Origin of the sequence: Streptomyces sp. SID12488, from assembly GCF_010548275.1 — a bacterium.
Lineage (GTDB): Bacteria > Actinomycetota > Actinomycetes > Streptomycetales > Streptomycetaceae > Streptomyces.
Genome location: NZ_JAAGLT010000001.1, coordinates 535,992 through 550,777, shown reverse-complemented (window position 1 = coordinate 550,777; position 14,786 = coordinate 535,992). Strand labels below are relative to the sequence as shown.

Annotated in this window: 14 protein-coding genes and 1 pseudogene; 7 read left to right on the top strand and 8 right to left on the bottom strand. The window is 69.6% G+C overall.

Annotated features, from left to right (window positions below):
* The gene (locus G3I56_RS02520) at positions 1 to 975 is read right to left on the bottom strand and encodes a helix-turn-helix domain-containing GNAT family N-acetyltransferase (RefSeq protein ID WP_164406865.1); all 975 of its coding nucleotides are present in this window, start codon (positions 973 to 975) and stop codon (positions 1 to 3) included.
* 214 nt (positions 976 to 1,189) lie between these two features.
* Between G3I56_RS02520 and G3I56_RS02515 the strand changes: the two genes are divergently transcribed.
* Positions 1,190 to 1,591 carry a nuclear transport factor 2 family protein gene (locus G3I56_RS02515; RefSeq protein WP_164406864.1) on the top strand — a complete coding sequence of 134 codons (402 nt, stop codon included), beginning with the start codon at positions 1,190 to 1,192 and terminating at the stop codon, positions 1,589 to 1,591.
* Here G3I56_RS02515 and G3I56_RS02510 read toward each other — a convergent pair.
* From G3I56_RS02510 to G3I56_RS02495, 4 genes and pseudogenes are all read right to left on the bottom strand, one after another.
* Entirely contained in the window at positions 1,588 to 2,430 is an 843-nt protein-coding gene (locus tag G3I56_RS02510; RefSeq protein WP_343239854.1) for a zinc ribbon domain-containing protein, read from the bottom strand. The two genes, G3I56_RS02515 and G3I56_RS02510, sit on opposite strands and share 4 nt — an antisense overlap.
* Positions 2,431 to 2,565: 135 nt before the next feature.
* The gene (locus G3I56_RS02505) at positions 2,566 to 3,729 is read right to left on the bottom strand and encodes a hypothetical protein (protein WP_164406861.1); all 1,164 of its coding nucleotides are present in this window, start codon (positions 3,727 to 3,729) and stop codon (positions 2,566 to 2,568) included.
* Positions 3,722 to 4,114 (bottom strand): annotated as a pseudogene (locus G3I56_RS02500) (recombinase family protein); the annotation flags it as partial. The pseudogene G3I56_RS02500 and the gene G3I56_RS02505, both read right to left, overlap by 8 nt.
* A gap of 481 nt (positions 4,115 to 4,595) precedes the next feature.
* The gene (locus tag G3I56_RS02495; RefSeq protein ID WP_164406859.1) at positions 4,596 to 4,991 is read right to left on the bottom strand and encodes a nuclear transport factor 2 family protein; all 396 of its coding nucleotides are present in this window, start codon (positions 4,989 to 4,991) and stop codon (positions 4,596 to 4,598) included.
* 167 nt (positions 4,992 to 5,158) lie between these two features.
* Here G3I56_RS02495 and G3I56_RS02490 point away from each other — a divergent pair, with 167 nt between their 5' ends.
* The 3 genes from G3I56_RS02490 (at position 5,159) to G3I56_RS02470 (ending at position 7,863) form a co-directional block, all read left to right on the top strand.
* Positions 5,159 to 5,440: a hypothetical protein gene (locus G3I56_RS02490; RefSeq protein WP_164406858.1), complete on the top strand. Its 282-nt coding sequence runs from the start codon at positions 5,159 to 5,161 to the stop codon at positions 5,438 to 5,440.
* Between the two features lie 705 nt (positions 5,441 to 6,145).
* The gene (locus tag G3I56_RS02480; RefSeq protein ID WP_164406856.1) at positions 6,146 to 6,661 is read left to right on the top strand and encodes a VOC family protein; all 516 of its coding nucleotides are present in this window, start codon (positions 6,146 to 6,148) and stop codon (positions 6,659 to 6,661) included.
* Positions 6,662 to 6,834: 173 nt separating this feature from the next.
* Positions 6,835 to 7,863, top strand: coding sequence for a transcriptional regulator (locus tag G3I56_RS02470; RefSeq protein WP_164407236.1), 1,029 nt, complete (start codon positions 6,835 to 6,837; stop codon positions 7,861 to 7,863).
* A 115-nt stretch (positions 7,864 to 7,978) separates the two neighbouring features.
* On the opposite strand, the gene G3I56_RS02465 is transcribed toward G3I56_RS02470, so the two are convergent.
* Together G3I56_RS02465 and G3I56_RS02460 are read right to left on the bottom strand one after the other, a co-directional pair.
* On the bottom strand, positions 7,979 to 8,866 hold the full coding sequence (locus tag G3I56_RS02465) for a hypothetical protein (protein ID WP_164406855.1): 888 nt from the start codon (positions 8,864 to 8,866) through the stop codon (positions 7,979 to 7,981).
* 238 nt (positions 8,867 to 9,104) lie between these two features.
* A complete protein-coding gene (locus G3I56_RS02460) occupies positions 9,105 to 10,151 on the bottom strand; it encodes a LacI family DNA-binding transcriptional regulator (RefSeq protein ID WP_164406854.1) in 1,047 nt (348 codons plus the stop codon).
* Positions 10,152 to 10,486: 335 nt separating this feature from the next.
* On the opposite strand from G3I56_RS02460, the gene G3I56_RS02455 reads away from it, so the two are divergent.
* Genes G3I56_RS02455 through G3I56_RS02445 form a run of 3 tightly spaced genes read left to right on the top strand, consistent with a single transcriptional unit; the run spans position 10,487 to position 13,655 of the window.
* Positions 10,487 to 11,644 carry a Gfo/Idh/MocA family oxidoreductase gene (locus tag G3I56_RS02455; protein WP_164313070.1) on the top strand — a complete coding sequence of 386 codons (1,158 nt, stop codon included), beginning with the start codon at positions 10,487 to 10,489 and terminating at the stop codon, positions 11,642 to 11,644.
* Positions 11,641 to 12,798 (top strand): dihydrodipicolinate synthase family protein, encoded by a 1,158-nt coding sequence (locus tag G3I56_RS02450; protein WP_164406853.1) that lies wholly within the window; start codon positions 11,641 to 11,643, stop codon positions 12,796 to 12,798. The genes G3I56_RS02455 and G3I56_RS02450 overlap by 4 nt, the downstream gene beginning before the upstream one ends.
* A 59-nt stretch (positions 12,799 to 12,857) precedes the next feature.
* Entirely contained in the window at positions 12,858 to 13,655 is a 798-nt protein-coding gene (locus G3I56_RS02445) for a sugar phosphate isomerase/epimerase family protein (RefSeq protein WP_164406852.1), read from the top strand.
* A gap of 80 nt (positions 13,656 to 13,735) precedes the next feature.
* Here the strand turns inward: G3I56_RS02445 and G3I56_RS02440 are convergent, their stop codons facing one another.
* Positions 13,736 to 14,752, bottom strand: a complete 1,017-nt coding sequence (locus G3I56_RS02440; RefSeq protein ID WP_164406851.1) for a hypothetical protein — start codon at positions 14,750 to 14,752, stop codon at positions 13,736 to 13,738.
* Between the last annotated feature and the right edge of the window lie 34 nt (positions 14,753 to 14,786).

Sequence of the window (14,786 nt, the reverse complement as noted above, 5' to 3'; positions counted from 1 at the left end):
CTATCCGTCACTCCACCTTTCAGTCGTTTCCATCCTTTCCATCGTTTCCGTCACCGCGTGGAGATCCAGCCGCCAGTCCTGGCCGACCAGATCCCTGCCGAAGGAGCGGTGGGGCTTCTCGGTGGCGAGGACGAAGCCGTGGCGCTGGTAGATCCGGCGGGCGGCGGTGAGTACGTCGTTGGTCCACAGGAGGAGTTCGCGGTAGCCGACCTCGCGCGCGAAGCCGACGACTGCCGCGACGAGCCGGTCACCGACACCGAGCCCGCGCGCCTCCGGTTCGACGAGCAGCAGCCGCAGCCGGGCCGTCCCGGGCGCCTCGTCCCGTACGCACATCACGCACCCGACGGGCCGCCCGTCCAGCTCGGCGATCCACACCCGCTCCAGGTGCGGGTCGTGGTCCTCGGCGAAGTCGGCGACGATCCTGGCCACCAGCCCCTCGTAGTCGGCGTTGAAGCCGTACTCGGCCGCGTACAGCGCCGCGTTGCGCTGCACGATCCAGCCCAGGTCACCGGGGTCGGGCTCGCGCAGCACGACGTCCTCGCGGCGCGGGGGCCGGCCGCCGGAGAGGAGCGAACGGACCGTGCGCAGCGCCTCCGTGAGCCGGGGCCGGTCGGCGGCCGGCACGGTGGCGAGCAGGGAGGCGATGGCCTCGGCGGACCGCTCGTTCAACAGACGGGCGGTCTCACGCCCGCGCACGGTGAGCGTGACACGCCGCCGCCGGGGATCCCGCTCGGAGGGCGCCCGCTCGATCAGCTCGTCCTGCTCGAAACGGTTGAGGATACGGCTCAAGTACCCCGCGTCCAGGGTGAGTTCGGCACGGAGATCGACGGCGTCGGTACGGGGGGAGTGCGCGAGCTCGTAGAGGACACGGGCCTCGGTGAGGGTGTAGGGGGCGTAGAGGCGGCTGCTGTAGTCGAGGGCGCCGATGACGTTCGTGTAGAAGCGGTTGAAGGAACGGATGTCCTGAACGGTCATGAACCACCTCGTGGGTGACTTCGACTTCGACTTCGGCCGAGACTGCGGACAGTTGACTCAGTCAGAGATATTGCTGCCTTGAGGGTAGGGCCCGGGTGATGTGTTCCTCAAGACCCGGCAGCCGGAAGGCGATACGCGGTGATTTGAGGTGAGTTGAGGTGAGGTGAACCGAGACCGATGAAGTCCAGCACCCCTCCGCTGTTAGCGTCGCGCCATGTCCAGGACCCAGATAGACGTGATGACCGCCGAGTTCTTCGAGGCCTTCGACAACCGGGGCGGCCGGGCTGCCGATGTGGCGCGGATCCGCCGGCTGATGCTCCCGGGTGGAGTGATCGTCAAGACCGGACCGGAGTTCACGGTCTACACGGTGGACGAGTTCATCGAGCCCCGCCGGCGACTGCTGACCGACGGCCGGCTGGTCGAGTTCTCCGAATGGGAGACCTCCGAACGGACAGAGATCGCGGGTGATATCGCGTCGCGGTTCTGCGAGTACCGCAAGTCCGGGATCCTGGACGGTGAACCGTTCGAGGGAGGCGGCACCAAGACGATCCAGTTCGTCCGCACCTCGGAGGGCTGGCGGATCGCGGCGTTCGCCTGGTACGACCAGCGTCTCTAGAACTCTGTGTGTGCCTGTGGTTTCCAGGCTTTTCGGGCGCGGCGTGGCCGTCTGCGGTTGCCGTCCGGTGGTCCGAACCTCGAGGTGAGGGGGTGGACTTCGGTGGTGTGCAGGTGGTGGAAGCCGGTCCGCTCGGCGGCGCGGGTGCGCCGTCGACAGGTTCTGCGTGAGAGCCGCACCCGGCCGGAGGGGAGATGGTCTTCTCCGGCCCGGTGGGGTGCGGGTACTCCATGACCTGGCACCGGCCTGAATGCTGCTGATGCCTGGGTGTCATGCCCCGCCGGACGCTGGACCACCCCGGTGGGGGTGGTGGCGGGGACCGTACGCACATCGGGCGTACGGCGGGAAGTCTTCTGGCCCGGGGTTTGTTCGGTGGCGCGCCGAATGCCCCGGCCGCGAGGGCGGGTGGGCCTGGTGGGGGTGGGGTGCCCCTTGCCGGGAGTGCTCTTGGGCCCGCGCGGCCGGGGCGGGGCGTGCTCGGTGTGGCGTTGGCGGCGCAGGCGGCGGGTGGTCTTCGCCGGGCGGCGCACCAGGGCCACGGTTCCGTCCACGGTGGTGCGGATGGTCCGGGTGCCTGTGGTGCGTTCGGTGGTGGTGTAGGTCTGGGCGAGGAGGCCGCGGGAGACGATCCGGCGGGCGGCGGTGTGATCGCGGTCCATGGACAGGCCGCAGCCCGCGCAGTGCGCCCACTTCCAGCCGCGTTCGGACAGCCGGTCGCGGGCGGGATGGTGGGTGAGGGTGTTCAGGCAGCCGGGGCAGAGTTTGGAGGTGCCCCGGGCCGGGACGGTGACGACCGCGATCCCCGCCTTCACCGCCAGGTGCCGCATCGCCTCGACCAGGGTGCCGCGTACCTGCCCGGACAGCCGGGCGTTGCCCCGCCGGTGGCCACGCGCCTCCAGGGTGGCGAGGTCTTCCAGGTAGATGACGGGCGCGCCGAGTGCGGTCGCCTGGTCGACGGCCCAGCGGGCCGCCGCCTACGCCAGCGCGGCGTTCAGGTGCCGGATCCGCGCGCACACCCGCGCGTGCTCGGTTTCCAGGACTCGGGCCCGGTCGAGGTGTTCGGCCCAGGCCCGGTGCGGGGAGCCGAGCCCGTCGGCCAGGGCTCGGTGGTGGTCGCGTTTGGCGGCGAGGTGCTCGCGGTTGCCGCGAAGGCGGTGCAGGCGGGCGCTGATGGTGGTGGCGTCGAAGATCAGGGGCCGCCCGTCGGTGACCACCCGCCGGGTCTGCCCTTTCCCGGTCAGGCGGCCCAGAGTGCCCGTGAGCAGGGTATTGACGCCCCAGTCGAAGCCCAGGGCCAGCGTATGCCCGGTCGGTTTGGTGGCCGGGGCGGGCCGGGAGTGGGGCAGGTCGACGGCGATCCTCCCGGCCGGGGTGGGGCGCAGGGTCGGGGTGTGCAGCACCGCGTCCGGGGTGATCGTGGCGGGCAGGCGGATGTCGATCACGTGCCAGACCCAGTCACGGCCGGTGGCGGGCGCGGCGTGCAGGGGGAGTCTGACCCGCAGCCGGGCGGTGGCCGCATCCACCCGGACCAGGGTTACCTGCTGACGGTCCATCGCAGCGAGGAGCACCTGCCCAGCCACCTGTGGTGGGCCCTCCAGTGCACACAGCCCGGCGGGCAGGCAATCGTGCTCGGCGAGGTAGGCGCGCACCTGCCGGGTGCGGTTGCGGATCTCCGCCTCCGTCACTCCGGCAGGCAGTGCCACCCGCAGTGCCGTCCACTCCGCGTCGGTGCGCCGGCCGGGATCGGCGGGCCAGGCGGCCAGGACCGCGGCCACGATGCCGCGCCGGTGCAGGGCCAGCCGCAGGGTACGGGCCGCGTACTCTTCCACGCCCCGGCGCACTCGGTCCGACACATACACCCCCACCGGGGGCATGACAGCCTGCGGCCACTCCAGACGGCGCAGCGCCATCCACCCCTTGGACGGCAACACCTCACCCCGCCCGTCCACCCCGGCAGCCAGCACATCCAAAGACGCCTCGTCCCACCGCGCGGCCACCAGAGCACCGGTCAGCTCCCGGCTCAACCCGGCCAGAAAACCCACCCGTTCCAGCAGAACCCGCTGCCCGACCCGCTCACCCGTAGCCTCCAGCACCCCCGAGAAGGCGGTACACGTCGCCGTCGCCATCAACCTAGCCATGCCCTTCACCCGCAACTCCGGCTCCGGGGACAGGGTGCTGCGTGCGGCCCCCGGCTTCGGCCAGAAGCCTCCGGCGCGCCTCACGCGAGCGCATCCCGTACATACGGCCGGCGAAGGTGGCCACCAGCGACATGAAATCGTCCAGCAACTCCTCCATCCCTCCGGCGGTCCCCTTCGGATGCAACACCTCGACCGTGACGCGGTGATGGGCCAGCACCTGAATCAGCCAGCCCGCACCGAAGCGGGCCAGCCGGTCGCCGTGCGTGACCCGCACATGGGTGAACTCCCCCTTCGCGGCCCGCTTCAACAGCCGGTCAAGCCCCGGCCGTGACTCCCGCAGCCCCGAAGCACGGTCCTTGAAGACCACGACCACCACCCCCGAAGCCGAACCCGCAGTTCGGCTTCCTGCGCGGCCAGCGACGACTCCTGACCACTGGCGCCCGACACCCGCACATACAAAGCCTCACGCCGCCCGGCCTCATCCACACAACCGGTCAGAGCATCCAACGCCTCGATGGAGAAGCGCCGTTCACGCCCCACCCACACCACCGGAACCCTGCCCTCGTTCGCCCACAGCCGCAGCGTCCCCGGATGCACACCCACCCGCCGCGCAGCCACCGCCAACCGAAGAAGTTCCATACCGAGGAACCTACGACCCCGACCGCACCCACCAGCATGAATGTCACACCATCGCGGGAAGCGGGACGGAACTGCCCACAGATCCACACGGGCTCTGCTACGCAGCATCCACAAGGATCACTAAGCAAAATCCCCAACAGTTGAAGACCCTTGACGGCGGAACGGCCGACCGCCCGGCGGCAAAACCGTCGCCGGGCGGTCCGGAGAGTCCGAAGGTGTGTGGCTCCTCAACCCCAGAACTCGTTGCTGCGGTCGATGTCCTCGATGCACTCGTCGAGGTCGGTGATCTTGTCCCCGACGATCCGGAAGACGATGCAGCCGACCTCGTCGATCCGCCGTCCCTGGCGCTCGGCGGTGAAACGGTGCACGGCGACCGCGTGCCCCCGGCCGTCGACAAGGACGTTCATCAGCGCGACGCGCATCGTCCCGGCCGTCTCCTCGCCGAGCCGACGGTACATGTCGATGATCGCGTCCTGGCCCTTGAAGTCCCCGGAGAGGGGATGGCTTCCGGGCACGTGATGTGTGGCGTCCGCCGCCAGCAGGGTGCGCATGGTGTCCATGTCACCTCGCGAGAAGACGTCGAAGCCTTTGCGTACGAGGGTTGCGTGCGGGTGCTCAGTCATGGTGATCGCCACCTTTCGGTGTGTGGGCGATGTCCGACCGACGGGGACCATTGTCCTCGGGTTCGGGGCGGTACGCAGGTCGGACGCGGGATCCCGGAACCGTAACTGTCGGGCGACGGTTCCACGACGTGTGTACTCGCGGTGTGGCGCGCGGGCACGCTGCCCCTATGACGACCTCTTTGGCGGACGGCCGGCTGGCCTGTGGCTGCGGTGAGGACCAGATCCCCTGGATGCTGGCGAAGTTCGGGTTCCTGGGGATGACGGGGCTGGTTCTGGGGTGCCTGGTCGTGATGATCCTGGTGGGCTGGGTGCTGGCCTCGGGGGTGTCGCTGGTCGCGTGGTGGCGGCATCCGCCGGTGGAGACCGAGGAAGCGTCACGCGGCTCGCTGGACGGCTTCACCTGGCGGAGCGAGGAGCCCGGCGAGGGCGGCAACCCACCGCCGAGTTGAGATGTCTGCCCTTGCGGGCCCAACTCGACGACACGCCCTACCAGCGCGACACCCGGCACCTGTGCGAGATGGCCCAGGTCTATGTGAACACTCTGATGCTTCAGGACTTCCTCGGCGAACCGGAGTGGGCCGAGCTCCTCACGCCCGCCGATCGGCGTGGCCTGACCCCGCTGTTCTGGTCGCACGTGCGTCCGTACGGGGAGGTCAACCTCGACATGGACACCCGCCTCGACCTTGATGCGGTCAAACTCCCGGGCCCGCGAGCCGTTCTCCTGCGGACTCACCAACAATCGGCCCATTACTTCGTGAATGTGACCTCCGTAAGGAGAGGGCCGCCGAGCTCCGCGAACTCCAGGACACAGTTGCCACCTACGCCAACCAGATCCAAGCGCCGGCCTTGCGCAACGCCGAACTGGAAGAGGACGCCCGGAAACTCCGGTCTCAGGTCGACGCGGCGAACCGTGGAGAGGTTCGCGCGCTGCGGTAGCCGCGGAGAGCCCGCGGCGTGGCGACTGCGCGTATCAGAGGGCCTGGCCAACGTGATGCCGTCGTAAGCGAGGCCCACAAGTCCCCGGCGTCGCGCCGCGCGCTGGTCAGGAGGTGGTGGGCCCGGGGCGTGCGAGTCGGATCATGGCGCGGTCCTGCCCGCGGCCACCGGCATCGCCCCCGTCCTGACCCCGCTGGCCGCTACCGGCGGGCAAGCCGATGGCCGGCACCTTCGTGGCCGGGGCGGACGGGGTGGGGCACGTCGTGTTCGTCGTCCCCGAGATCACTCCCGAACTGGAGGAGTTCGCCACCAGGGTGCTCGGCCTGGAACTTTTCGGCGGCTGGACGGCCACCACCCCGGACGGCAGCGTCTCGGGACCGCAGTTCTACCGTTGCAACCCGCGCACCCACTGCCTGGGCTACGTCGGCGTACCCGGCATGAAGGGCGTCCAGCACATCGCGATCGAGTCCACCCACCTGGACGACGTCGGCCGCGCCTGGGAGCTGGTCCAGGACCGGGAGCTGCCCGTCACCGTCACGCTGGGGCGGCACATGTCCGACACCCTCATCTCCTTCTACATGCGCTCGCCCACCGGCTTCGACATCGAGTTCGGCGCAGGCGGTGAACTCCTGGACGACACCTTCGTCCAGACCAACCCCTCCACATCCGAAGCCTGGGGCCACAAGTTCGTCGCCGACGGCTGGGCCCCCACCGTCCTCCCCCTCACCCCCTGACCCACCGCACCGGCAAGGAGCCACCCCCTCATACGTGTCACCGTCTTCGGCGCCACCGGCGGCATCGGCCGACCCGTCGTCCAGCAGCTGCTGGACGACGGTCACCGGGGCACCGCCCTTGCCCTGCCGACCCGCTTGCAGCCGACAGCGCACTTGCGCGCGTGCTCGAAGACATGGACCCTTCCCGCCGCAGCGTGATAGGAGCAGGCCTGTTCTCCGTCGCCCTGACCGTGCCCAACTGGCCGGACGTCGTCGGGCGGATGGATGCCGCACTGAAGGGCCGGACGCAGCGGGTGGGAATGTCCGAGGTGGACATGGTCATCGCTATGACCGAGCGAGTGTCCGACCTCGATGACCAGATCGGTGGACGCCATGCGCGCCCCATGGCTGCCGCGTTTCTCGTGAACACGGTGGCCCCCTACCTTCGGGCGGATGCTCCCGACCATGTGCGCAAGGCGATGATGGCGGCGGCTTCCGACCTCTGCTATCTCACCGGTTACATGGCTGTGGATGAAGGTGTTCACGGCGTGGCCCAGCAGTACTACCTCAAGGCGTTGGAGCTGGCCGGAGCGTCGGAGGATCACCTGACGTACTGCACAACGCTACGGGGAATGAGCGTCCAGGCCGTGGACCTGGGGCATGGACAAGAGGCGATGCGCCTGGCCGACGCCGCTGCAGCCGCCTCTCCTGACGCCGGTCCTCGCATGCGGGCTTTCCTGGCCGGTCAGCAGGCGCACGCCGCTGCTCAGACCGGCGAACGCAACAAGGCTCTCAGGTACCTTCGGGAGGCCGAAGTCACCATGGACAAAGCGGAATCCAGAGCAAAGATCTTCGGCTCGTACGACCCCGCCGCGCTGAAGTATCACACGAGCCAGGTGCGGTACGAGTTGGGCGGCAGGGTGGGCGCCGTGGAGGCACTGCAGCAGGCTGACAAACTGCGGCACGTCGTTTACCGACGTACGCGCGTCCATCGCCGTGGGCTCCTCGCTGAGCGCCAACTCGCCGTCGGCCACCTGGAAGCCGCCTGTACTACGTGGAATCTCGCACTGGGCGACTACCCATTGGTCCAGTCCGGGCGCGCGGATCAGCGAGTGCGGAACATATTCAAGCTGATCCGTCCGTACCTGGGCAACCCGGCGGCGCGGGAGCTCTACGAACGCGCACGTCTGGTCACTCCGGCTGCTCTGTTGCCTGCCAAGTGATCCAAAAACAAGCGCTGCCCTGCCGAAGGGCGTGACGCGCCGACCTGTCCGTCCACACCCGAGCGCACCGCATGCGGGTCGGGTCAGGGAGGCGGCTCCAGTTCCCTCATGTCTCTCATGCGCTCTCGTCGCTGAGGCGGTCGACTGCCCACGGCAGGAGCTCCTCGGCAATCGCAAGGCTGAACGGTCTCACCAGCGAACGAAGTTCGGCGCAGGCGGCAGGGCCGAGCGTGAGGTAGGGGAGAGCGGCCAGCTTGTCGGTGGTGTACTCGATCTCCGCCCTGCGCCGCGTACCGTCCTCGGTCAAGGTCAGGTGGGGTCCGTCGTGGAGCCATCCGCGCTCACGCAGGTTCTGCACGGACTGTCCCCATTGCTCCGGCGTCCATCCCCTTGAGTCGCGCAGTACCGCTGCGTCGAACTCGCCTGTGGCGGCGTGCGTGACGAGAGACTCCAGCCCGCTCAGTCCGGCAGTCAGTAGTGCTGCCACGTGACCGTCGCCACGGAACTCCCGCAGCAGAGTCTGCGCGTGCCAGAGGACGAGGTGGGGTGCGCTCGGCCACAGCAGTGCGGCGTGCGCGGCGAAGAGAGGCCGCCCTTGTGGATGGCTCACGGTCGCTTCAGCCGCGGTACGGGCCAATTCCGCCGCGCGGGCCATGGCCGGTGAGGTGACGTCCGTGCCGAGGATGCGGCGAAGCGTGGTATCGATCGCGGTGAGCCGGGCGGCGGCGAACTGCTGGGGCGTAGCGGCTTCCCATGCCGCGGGTATGGATCGGCGCACCACTTGGGGATTGAAGTTGTAGAACGTGGCGATGACCAGATCCGTCGGAGCGGCGCCGAGCGCGGCGGAGCGGGACGCGAAGTACCCCGTCCTGGCGTCCACGCCCAACTCCGCGTACTGGCCTGCGGCTTCGGGCGAGAAGTAGACAGCCCCGTGGTAGGGCTCAAGAGTTCTCCAGGTCTGGCGTGCGAAGGCCAGACTGTCGCGGTCCGTGTGCTGTGTCATGAAGGGCTCTCCGACCTGTGGCGGACGAAACGTTGCTGTTCATCGAGCACACGACGGCGCGTGGGACACACCCAGCCGTACCGTCTGGTCGGTACGTTATCGGAGAGCGGCTCCGGCAACTACTGCTGCTCCCAACTCCGGCGGGGATCCAGCAGCGGAGCCTCCCCGAGGGCGGGGCAGGGCAGGTGTGGGCGGGGGTGGGGGCGAGAAACCGCCCCCACCCCCCACCCCCCACCCCCTACTTCCGAGGCACCCCCGAAGACCCCCGAACCATCAGCTCCCCCCGAACCGTTGCGATCCCCCCGGGCGGCGGCTCCTCGCGGCCCATCGCGATCCGCCCCGCCCGGGCCCCCGCCTCCGACAGCGGCAACCGCACCGTCGTCAGCGAAGGCCACGCGTCCACGCTGAACGGCAGATCGTCGAACCCGGCCACGGACACGTCGTCCGGGATCCGCCGCCCCGACTCCCGCAGCGCCGCGCACGCGCCGATCGCGACGGAGTCGTTCGCGGCGACGACAGCCGTCAGTGACGGGTCCCGGCGCAGCAGCTCCAGCGTGGCCTCGTACCCCGACCGGCGGTCGTACCGCCCGTAGACGGTCCACCGGGGGTCCTCGTCGATCCCGTGGACCGCCAGCGCCGCCCGGTGCCCCTCCAGCCGGTGCCGCGTCGTCGTCCGTTCCTCCGGCCCCGCGATGTACCCCAGCCGCCGGTGTCCGAGCCCGATCAGGTGCTCGGTCAGCTCCTGGCCGCCCCCGCGGTTGTCGAAGGTCAGTGCGATCGCCGACGTGTCCGGCGCCGGCGGGCGCCCGCACAGCACCACCCTCGTCCCCGCTTCCGCGAGTCGCCGCAGCTTCGCCGAGACGGCCGCGAGGTGCGGCGGGTTCTCCACCGCGCCGCCGGTCAGTACGACCGCAGCCGCGCGCTGCCGCTGCAGCAGGGTGAGGTACGTCAGCTCGCGCTCGGGAGAGCCGCCCGTGTTGCACACGACCGCCAGCCGTTCGCCGCCCGCACGGCCGCCCGGGCCCGAGACCTCCGACTGGATCGCGCTCGCCATGATCCCGAAGAAGGGGTCGGCGATGTCGTTGACCAGAATCCCGACCAGGTCGGACGTGGCCGCGGCGAGCGCGCTCGCGGGGCCGTTGAGCACGTAGTCCAGGTCGTCCACGGCACGCAGCACCCGCTCACGGGTGGATGCGGCCACGGGATAGTTCCCGTTCAGTACGCGCGACACCGTCGCGGGCGAGACCTGCGCGCGGGCCGCCACGTCCGCCAGGGTCACCGTCATCTCGTTGTCCTCCGGTCGCGCGACTTGCCGGCCGGCAACAAGCCGTCCAACAACTTGTCGTCTATCGCGTCGCTGTAAGTTGTCGTATTTTGCGTCTTCAGGTCCATACCGATGCAGACCCTATGGCCTTTGGCCCTCGCCGTTCGCCCCCTCGAACAATTCGGCGCCTCTGTGCTCTTGTCCAGACCGCTGCACAGAGGCTAGCTTCTCCCTAGATAGAAAGCGCTTGCTGCAACGCTTGCCAGTAGGGCCGCCAGGGGGCTGCTCTTCCACCGGGCGTACGCGGCGCGTACACCGCGTACCCCGCCCCCTGTGGCACCTACGAAGGGAAAGACGTGACACGCAAGACGGTGCGTATCGCCATGAACGGCGTGACCGGGCGCATGGGCTATCGCCAGCACCTGGTCCGCTCGATCCTCGCCCTGCGCGAGCAGGGCGGTCTCGACCTCGGTGACGGCACCGTGCTGTGGCCGGAACCGATCCTGGTCGGCCGTCGCGAGCACGCGCTGAAGGCGCTCGCCGAGCAGCACGGCCTGGACCCGGAGAACGTCTCCACGAACGTGGACGAGGTCCTCGCCGACCCGACCGTCGACATCTACTTCGACGCGCAGGTCACCTCCGCGCGCGAGGAGTCGATCAGGAAGGCGATCGCTGCGGGCAAGCACATCTACACGGAGAAGCCCACCGCCACCGGTCTCGACGGCGCCCTGGAGCTGGCCCGGCTGGCGAACGCGGCCGGTGTGCGCCACGGCGTCGTCCAGGACAAGCTGTTCCTCCCGGGCCTGCTGAAGCTCAAGCGCCTGATCGACGGCGGCTTCTTCGGCCGCATCCTCTCCATCCGGGGCGAGTTCGGCTACTGGGTCTTCGAGGGCGACTGGCAGAGCGCCCAGCGCCCGAGCTGGAACTACCGCTCCGAGGACGGCGGTGGCATCGTTGTCGACATGTTCCCGCACTGGGAGTACGTGCTGCACGAGCTGTTCGGCCGGGTGAAGTCCGTCCAGGCACTCACCGCCACCCACATCCCGCAGCGCTGGGACGAGAACGACAAGCCGTACGACGCCACGGCCGACGACGCCGCCTACGGCATCTTCGAACTCGAGGGCGGCGCCATCGCCCAGATCAACTCCTCCTGGACCGTGCGCGTCAACCGCGACGAGCTGGTGGAGTTCCAGGTCGACGGGACGGAAGGGTCCGCCGTCGCCGGTCTGCGCAACTGCCGTGTCCAGCACCGTAGTTCGACTCCCAAGCCGGTCTGGAACCCGGACATCCCGGCGACCTACTCCTTCCGCGACCAGTGGCAGGAGATCCCGGACAACGCCGAGTTCGACAACGGCTTCAAGGCCCAGTGGGAGCTGTTCCTCAAGCACGTCTACGCCGACGCGCCCTACCAGTGGGACCTGCTGGCCGGCGCCCGCGGCGTCCAGCTCGCCGAACTGGGCCTGAAGTCCTCGGCGGAGGGCGTCCGCCTCGACGTTCCGGAGATCTCGCTGTGACCATCCAACTCCCGGACGCTACGGGGGTGTTGCGGGCGTACGAGCCGCGTGCCACCCCGCTCGCCCTCACCGCCGGCACCCCCTTCACCTCCCGTACGGTCTACTCGGCGGCCCACGTCGTCGCCGACCCGTACGCGGACGTGTCCCCGGACTCCCCGGCCGCCGTCGACTGGGACGCGACCCTCGCCTTCCGCCGCCATCTGTGGTCCCACGGCCTCGGCGTCGCGGAGGCCATGGACACCGCCCAGCGCGGCATGGGCCTCGACTGGGCGGGCGCGGCGGAGCTGATCCGCCGGTCGGCCGCCGAGGCCAGGTCGGTCGGCGGTCTCATCGCCTGCGGCGTCGGCACCGACCAACTGACCACCCCCGGCGCCTCCCTGGCGGACATCCGCAAGGCGTACGAGGAGCAGCTCGCCCTCGTCGAGGAGGCGGGCGCCCGGACGATCCTGATGGCGTCCCGCGCCCTGGCGGCGGCGGCCAAGGGCCCCGAGGACTACCTCGACATCTACGGCCATCTGCTGCGCCAGTCCGCCGAGCCGGTGGTCCTGCACTGGCTGGGCCCGATGTTCGACCCGGCGCTCGAGGGCTACTGGGGGTCGAGCGACCTCGACGCGGCGACCGAGACCTTCCTGGACGTCATCGCCGCCCACCCCGACAAGGTCGACGGCATCAAGGTGTCCCTCCTCGACGCCCAGCGCGAGATCGACATCCGCCGCCGCCTCCCGCAGGGCGTGCGCTGCTACACGGGCGACGACTTCAACTACCCCGAACTGATCGCGGGCGACGAGCAGGGCTTCAGCCACGCCCTCCTCGGCATCTTCGACCCGCTGGGCCCGTTGGCGGCGCAGGCGGTACACGTCCTCGACACCGGGGACACGGCGGGCTTCCGTGAACTGCTCGACCCCACGGTCGAGTTGTCCCGCCATCTCTTCCAGACGCCCACCCGCTTCTACAAGACGGGCGTGGTGTTCCTGGCCTGGCTGGCCGGTCACCAGTCGCACTTCACCATGGTCGGCGGGCTGCAGTCGGCCCGCTCCCTCCCGCACTTCGCGCGCGCCTACCGACTCGCCGACGGACTGGGCCTGTTCCCGGACCCGAAGCTGGCGGAGGAGCGTATGAAGAACCTGCTGTCCCTGTACGGAGTGGCCCAGTGAGCCAAGTGAGCCCAGTGAGCAGGGGTACCGCGGATCTCTCGCGCTTCAGCATCAACCAGATGACGGTGAAGCAACTGTCACTGCCCGAACTGGCCGACGCCTGCCTGGAGTTGGGCGTCCCCGGGGTGGGCCTGTGGCGCGCACCGGTCCAGGAGTACGGCGTCGAGGCCACGGCGAAGCTGCTCCGCGACGCGGGCCTCGCCGTGACCACCCTCTGCCGGGGCGGCTTCTTCACCGCGATCGACCCGGCGGAACGAGCGGAGGCCCTCGCCGACAACCGCAGGGCTATCGACGAGGCGGCCACGCTCGGCACGGACACCCTGGTCCTGGTGTCGGGCGGCCTGCCGGCCGGCTCGAAGGACCTGTACGGCGCCCGGGAACGCATCGCCGACGCGCTCACCGAGCTGGGCCCGTACGCCGAGAAGCACGGCGTACGGCTGGCCATCGAGCCGCTCCACCCCATGTACGCCGCCGACCGTTGCGTGGTCTCGACGCTCACCCAGGCCCTCGACCTCGCGGAACGCTTCCCTGCCCACCAGGTCGGCGTCACGGTGGACACGTACCACATCTGGTGGGACGACGACGCGCCCGCGCAGATCGCCCGCGCCGGCGCCGGTGGCCGTATCCACAGCTTCCAACTAGCCGACTGGACCACCCCGTTGCCGGAGGGCGTCCTCAACGGCCGCGGTCAGATCGGCGACGGCTCGATCGACATGCGGGAGTGGCGGACGTACGTCGAGGCGGCCGGCTACACCGGTCCCATCGAGGTCGAACTGTTCAACGACGCGCTGTGGGCCCGGGACGGGCGCGAGGTGCTCGCGGAGACCGCGGCGCGGTTCGTGGAGCACGCGGCGTAACGACACGGCCGAGAGCCGTCCGTACCCGGTGGAGGACCGGGTACGGACGGCTCGGCGTTCACCGGTGCGGCCGGGTGTCCTCACGCGCGGATCTCGATGCCGTGCGAGCGGTCGTCGGTGAGGATCTCCATCAGGGCGCGGTGCTCGGTGTGCAGCAGGTCGACCCTGCCGGTGACCTTGTTGTGGACCTCCAGCTCACAGCTGGTGATCTTGGTGTTGAGGCAGTGCTTGATGCCGCCGGGCGGGTTGTAGTAGTTGAGCCCGACGAACTGCTCCCGCTTCGCCAGGAACCGCCCGTTGACGGTCACGGTGTCGTCGCCCGTGCTGAAGTCCCAGTGGAAGTAGCCGAATTGGGCCTTCGCAGTCAACGCCCTGCGCATCGACACGAGTTGATACTCGCGGTTGTCGTGGCGCAGGACGAGGAAGGTCGCCATCGGTGTCCGGACCGGGCCGACCTTCGCGCGGGCGGTGACGATCTCCAGGAAGCTGTCGGGCGCGTCGTCGAACCCGGCGACCTGACCGAAGGCGTAGTAATCGGTGTGCCGGCTGCCCCAGTTGTGGTTCTGGCTGCCTGTCCAGCCGTCCACGTCGACCGTCTCGCTGTCGACCGTGAGGGAGGCGTCGAACCGCGCCAGCGGCATCCCGACCAGGCTCTTGGCCTTGGGGAAGCCGCCGGCGTACATCTTCGGCGGCAGCAGGAACAGCGGCGGTTCGGTGCCCTCGTACGTCAGGTCCCAGCCGATGGCGCCGTTCGGGCCCGTCGCCTCGCCCTTGAGGCGGCCCGGTTCCAGGACCCGGTCGCCGACCCGCGCGCCGAACGCCCCGCGCGGGAAGTCGCACTCGGCGATCGGATACTCCTCCTTGGCGACCACGTGCCGGCCCGTCACCCCGTCGAAGTACACCGCCCACAGCTCACCGATGGCCGCCTCCGGCATCCCGGCCGGGCTGAAGACGGTGTAGCGGACCCAGAAGGCGCGCGGCTCCGTCGGATGGTTCCCGCGCTGGTAGAAGCTCTCGTAGTGGCCCTGCGGCCGGGCCGGGTCGTACTGGACCGTGTTGAGCGGCAGGGTGTGTGGATCGTCCTGGCGCGTCACCATCAGTGGCTCCAAATCCGTTGTGGTGGGCGGGAGT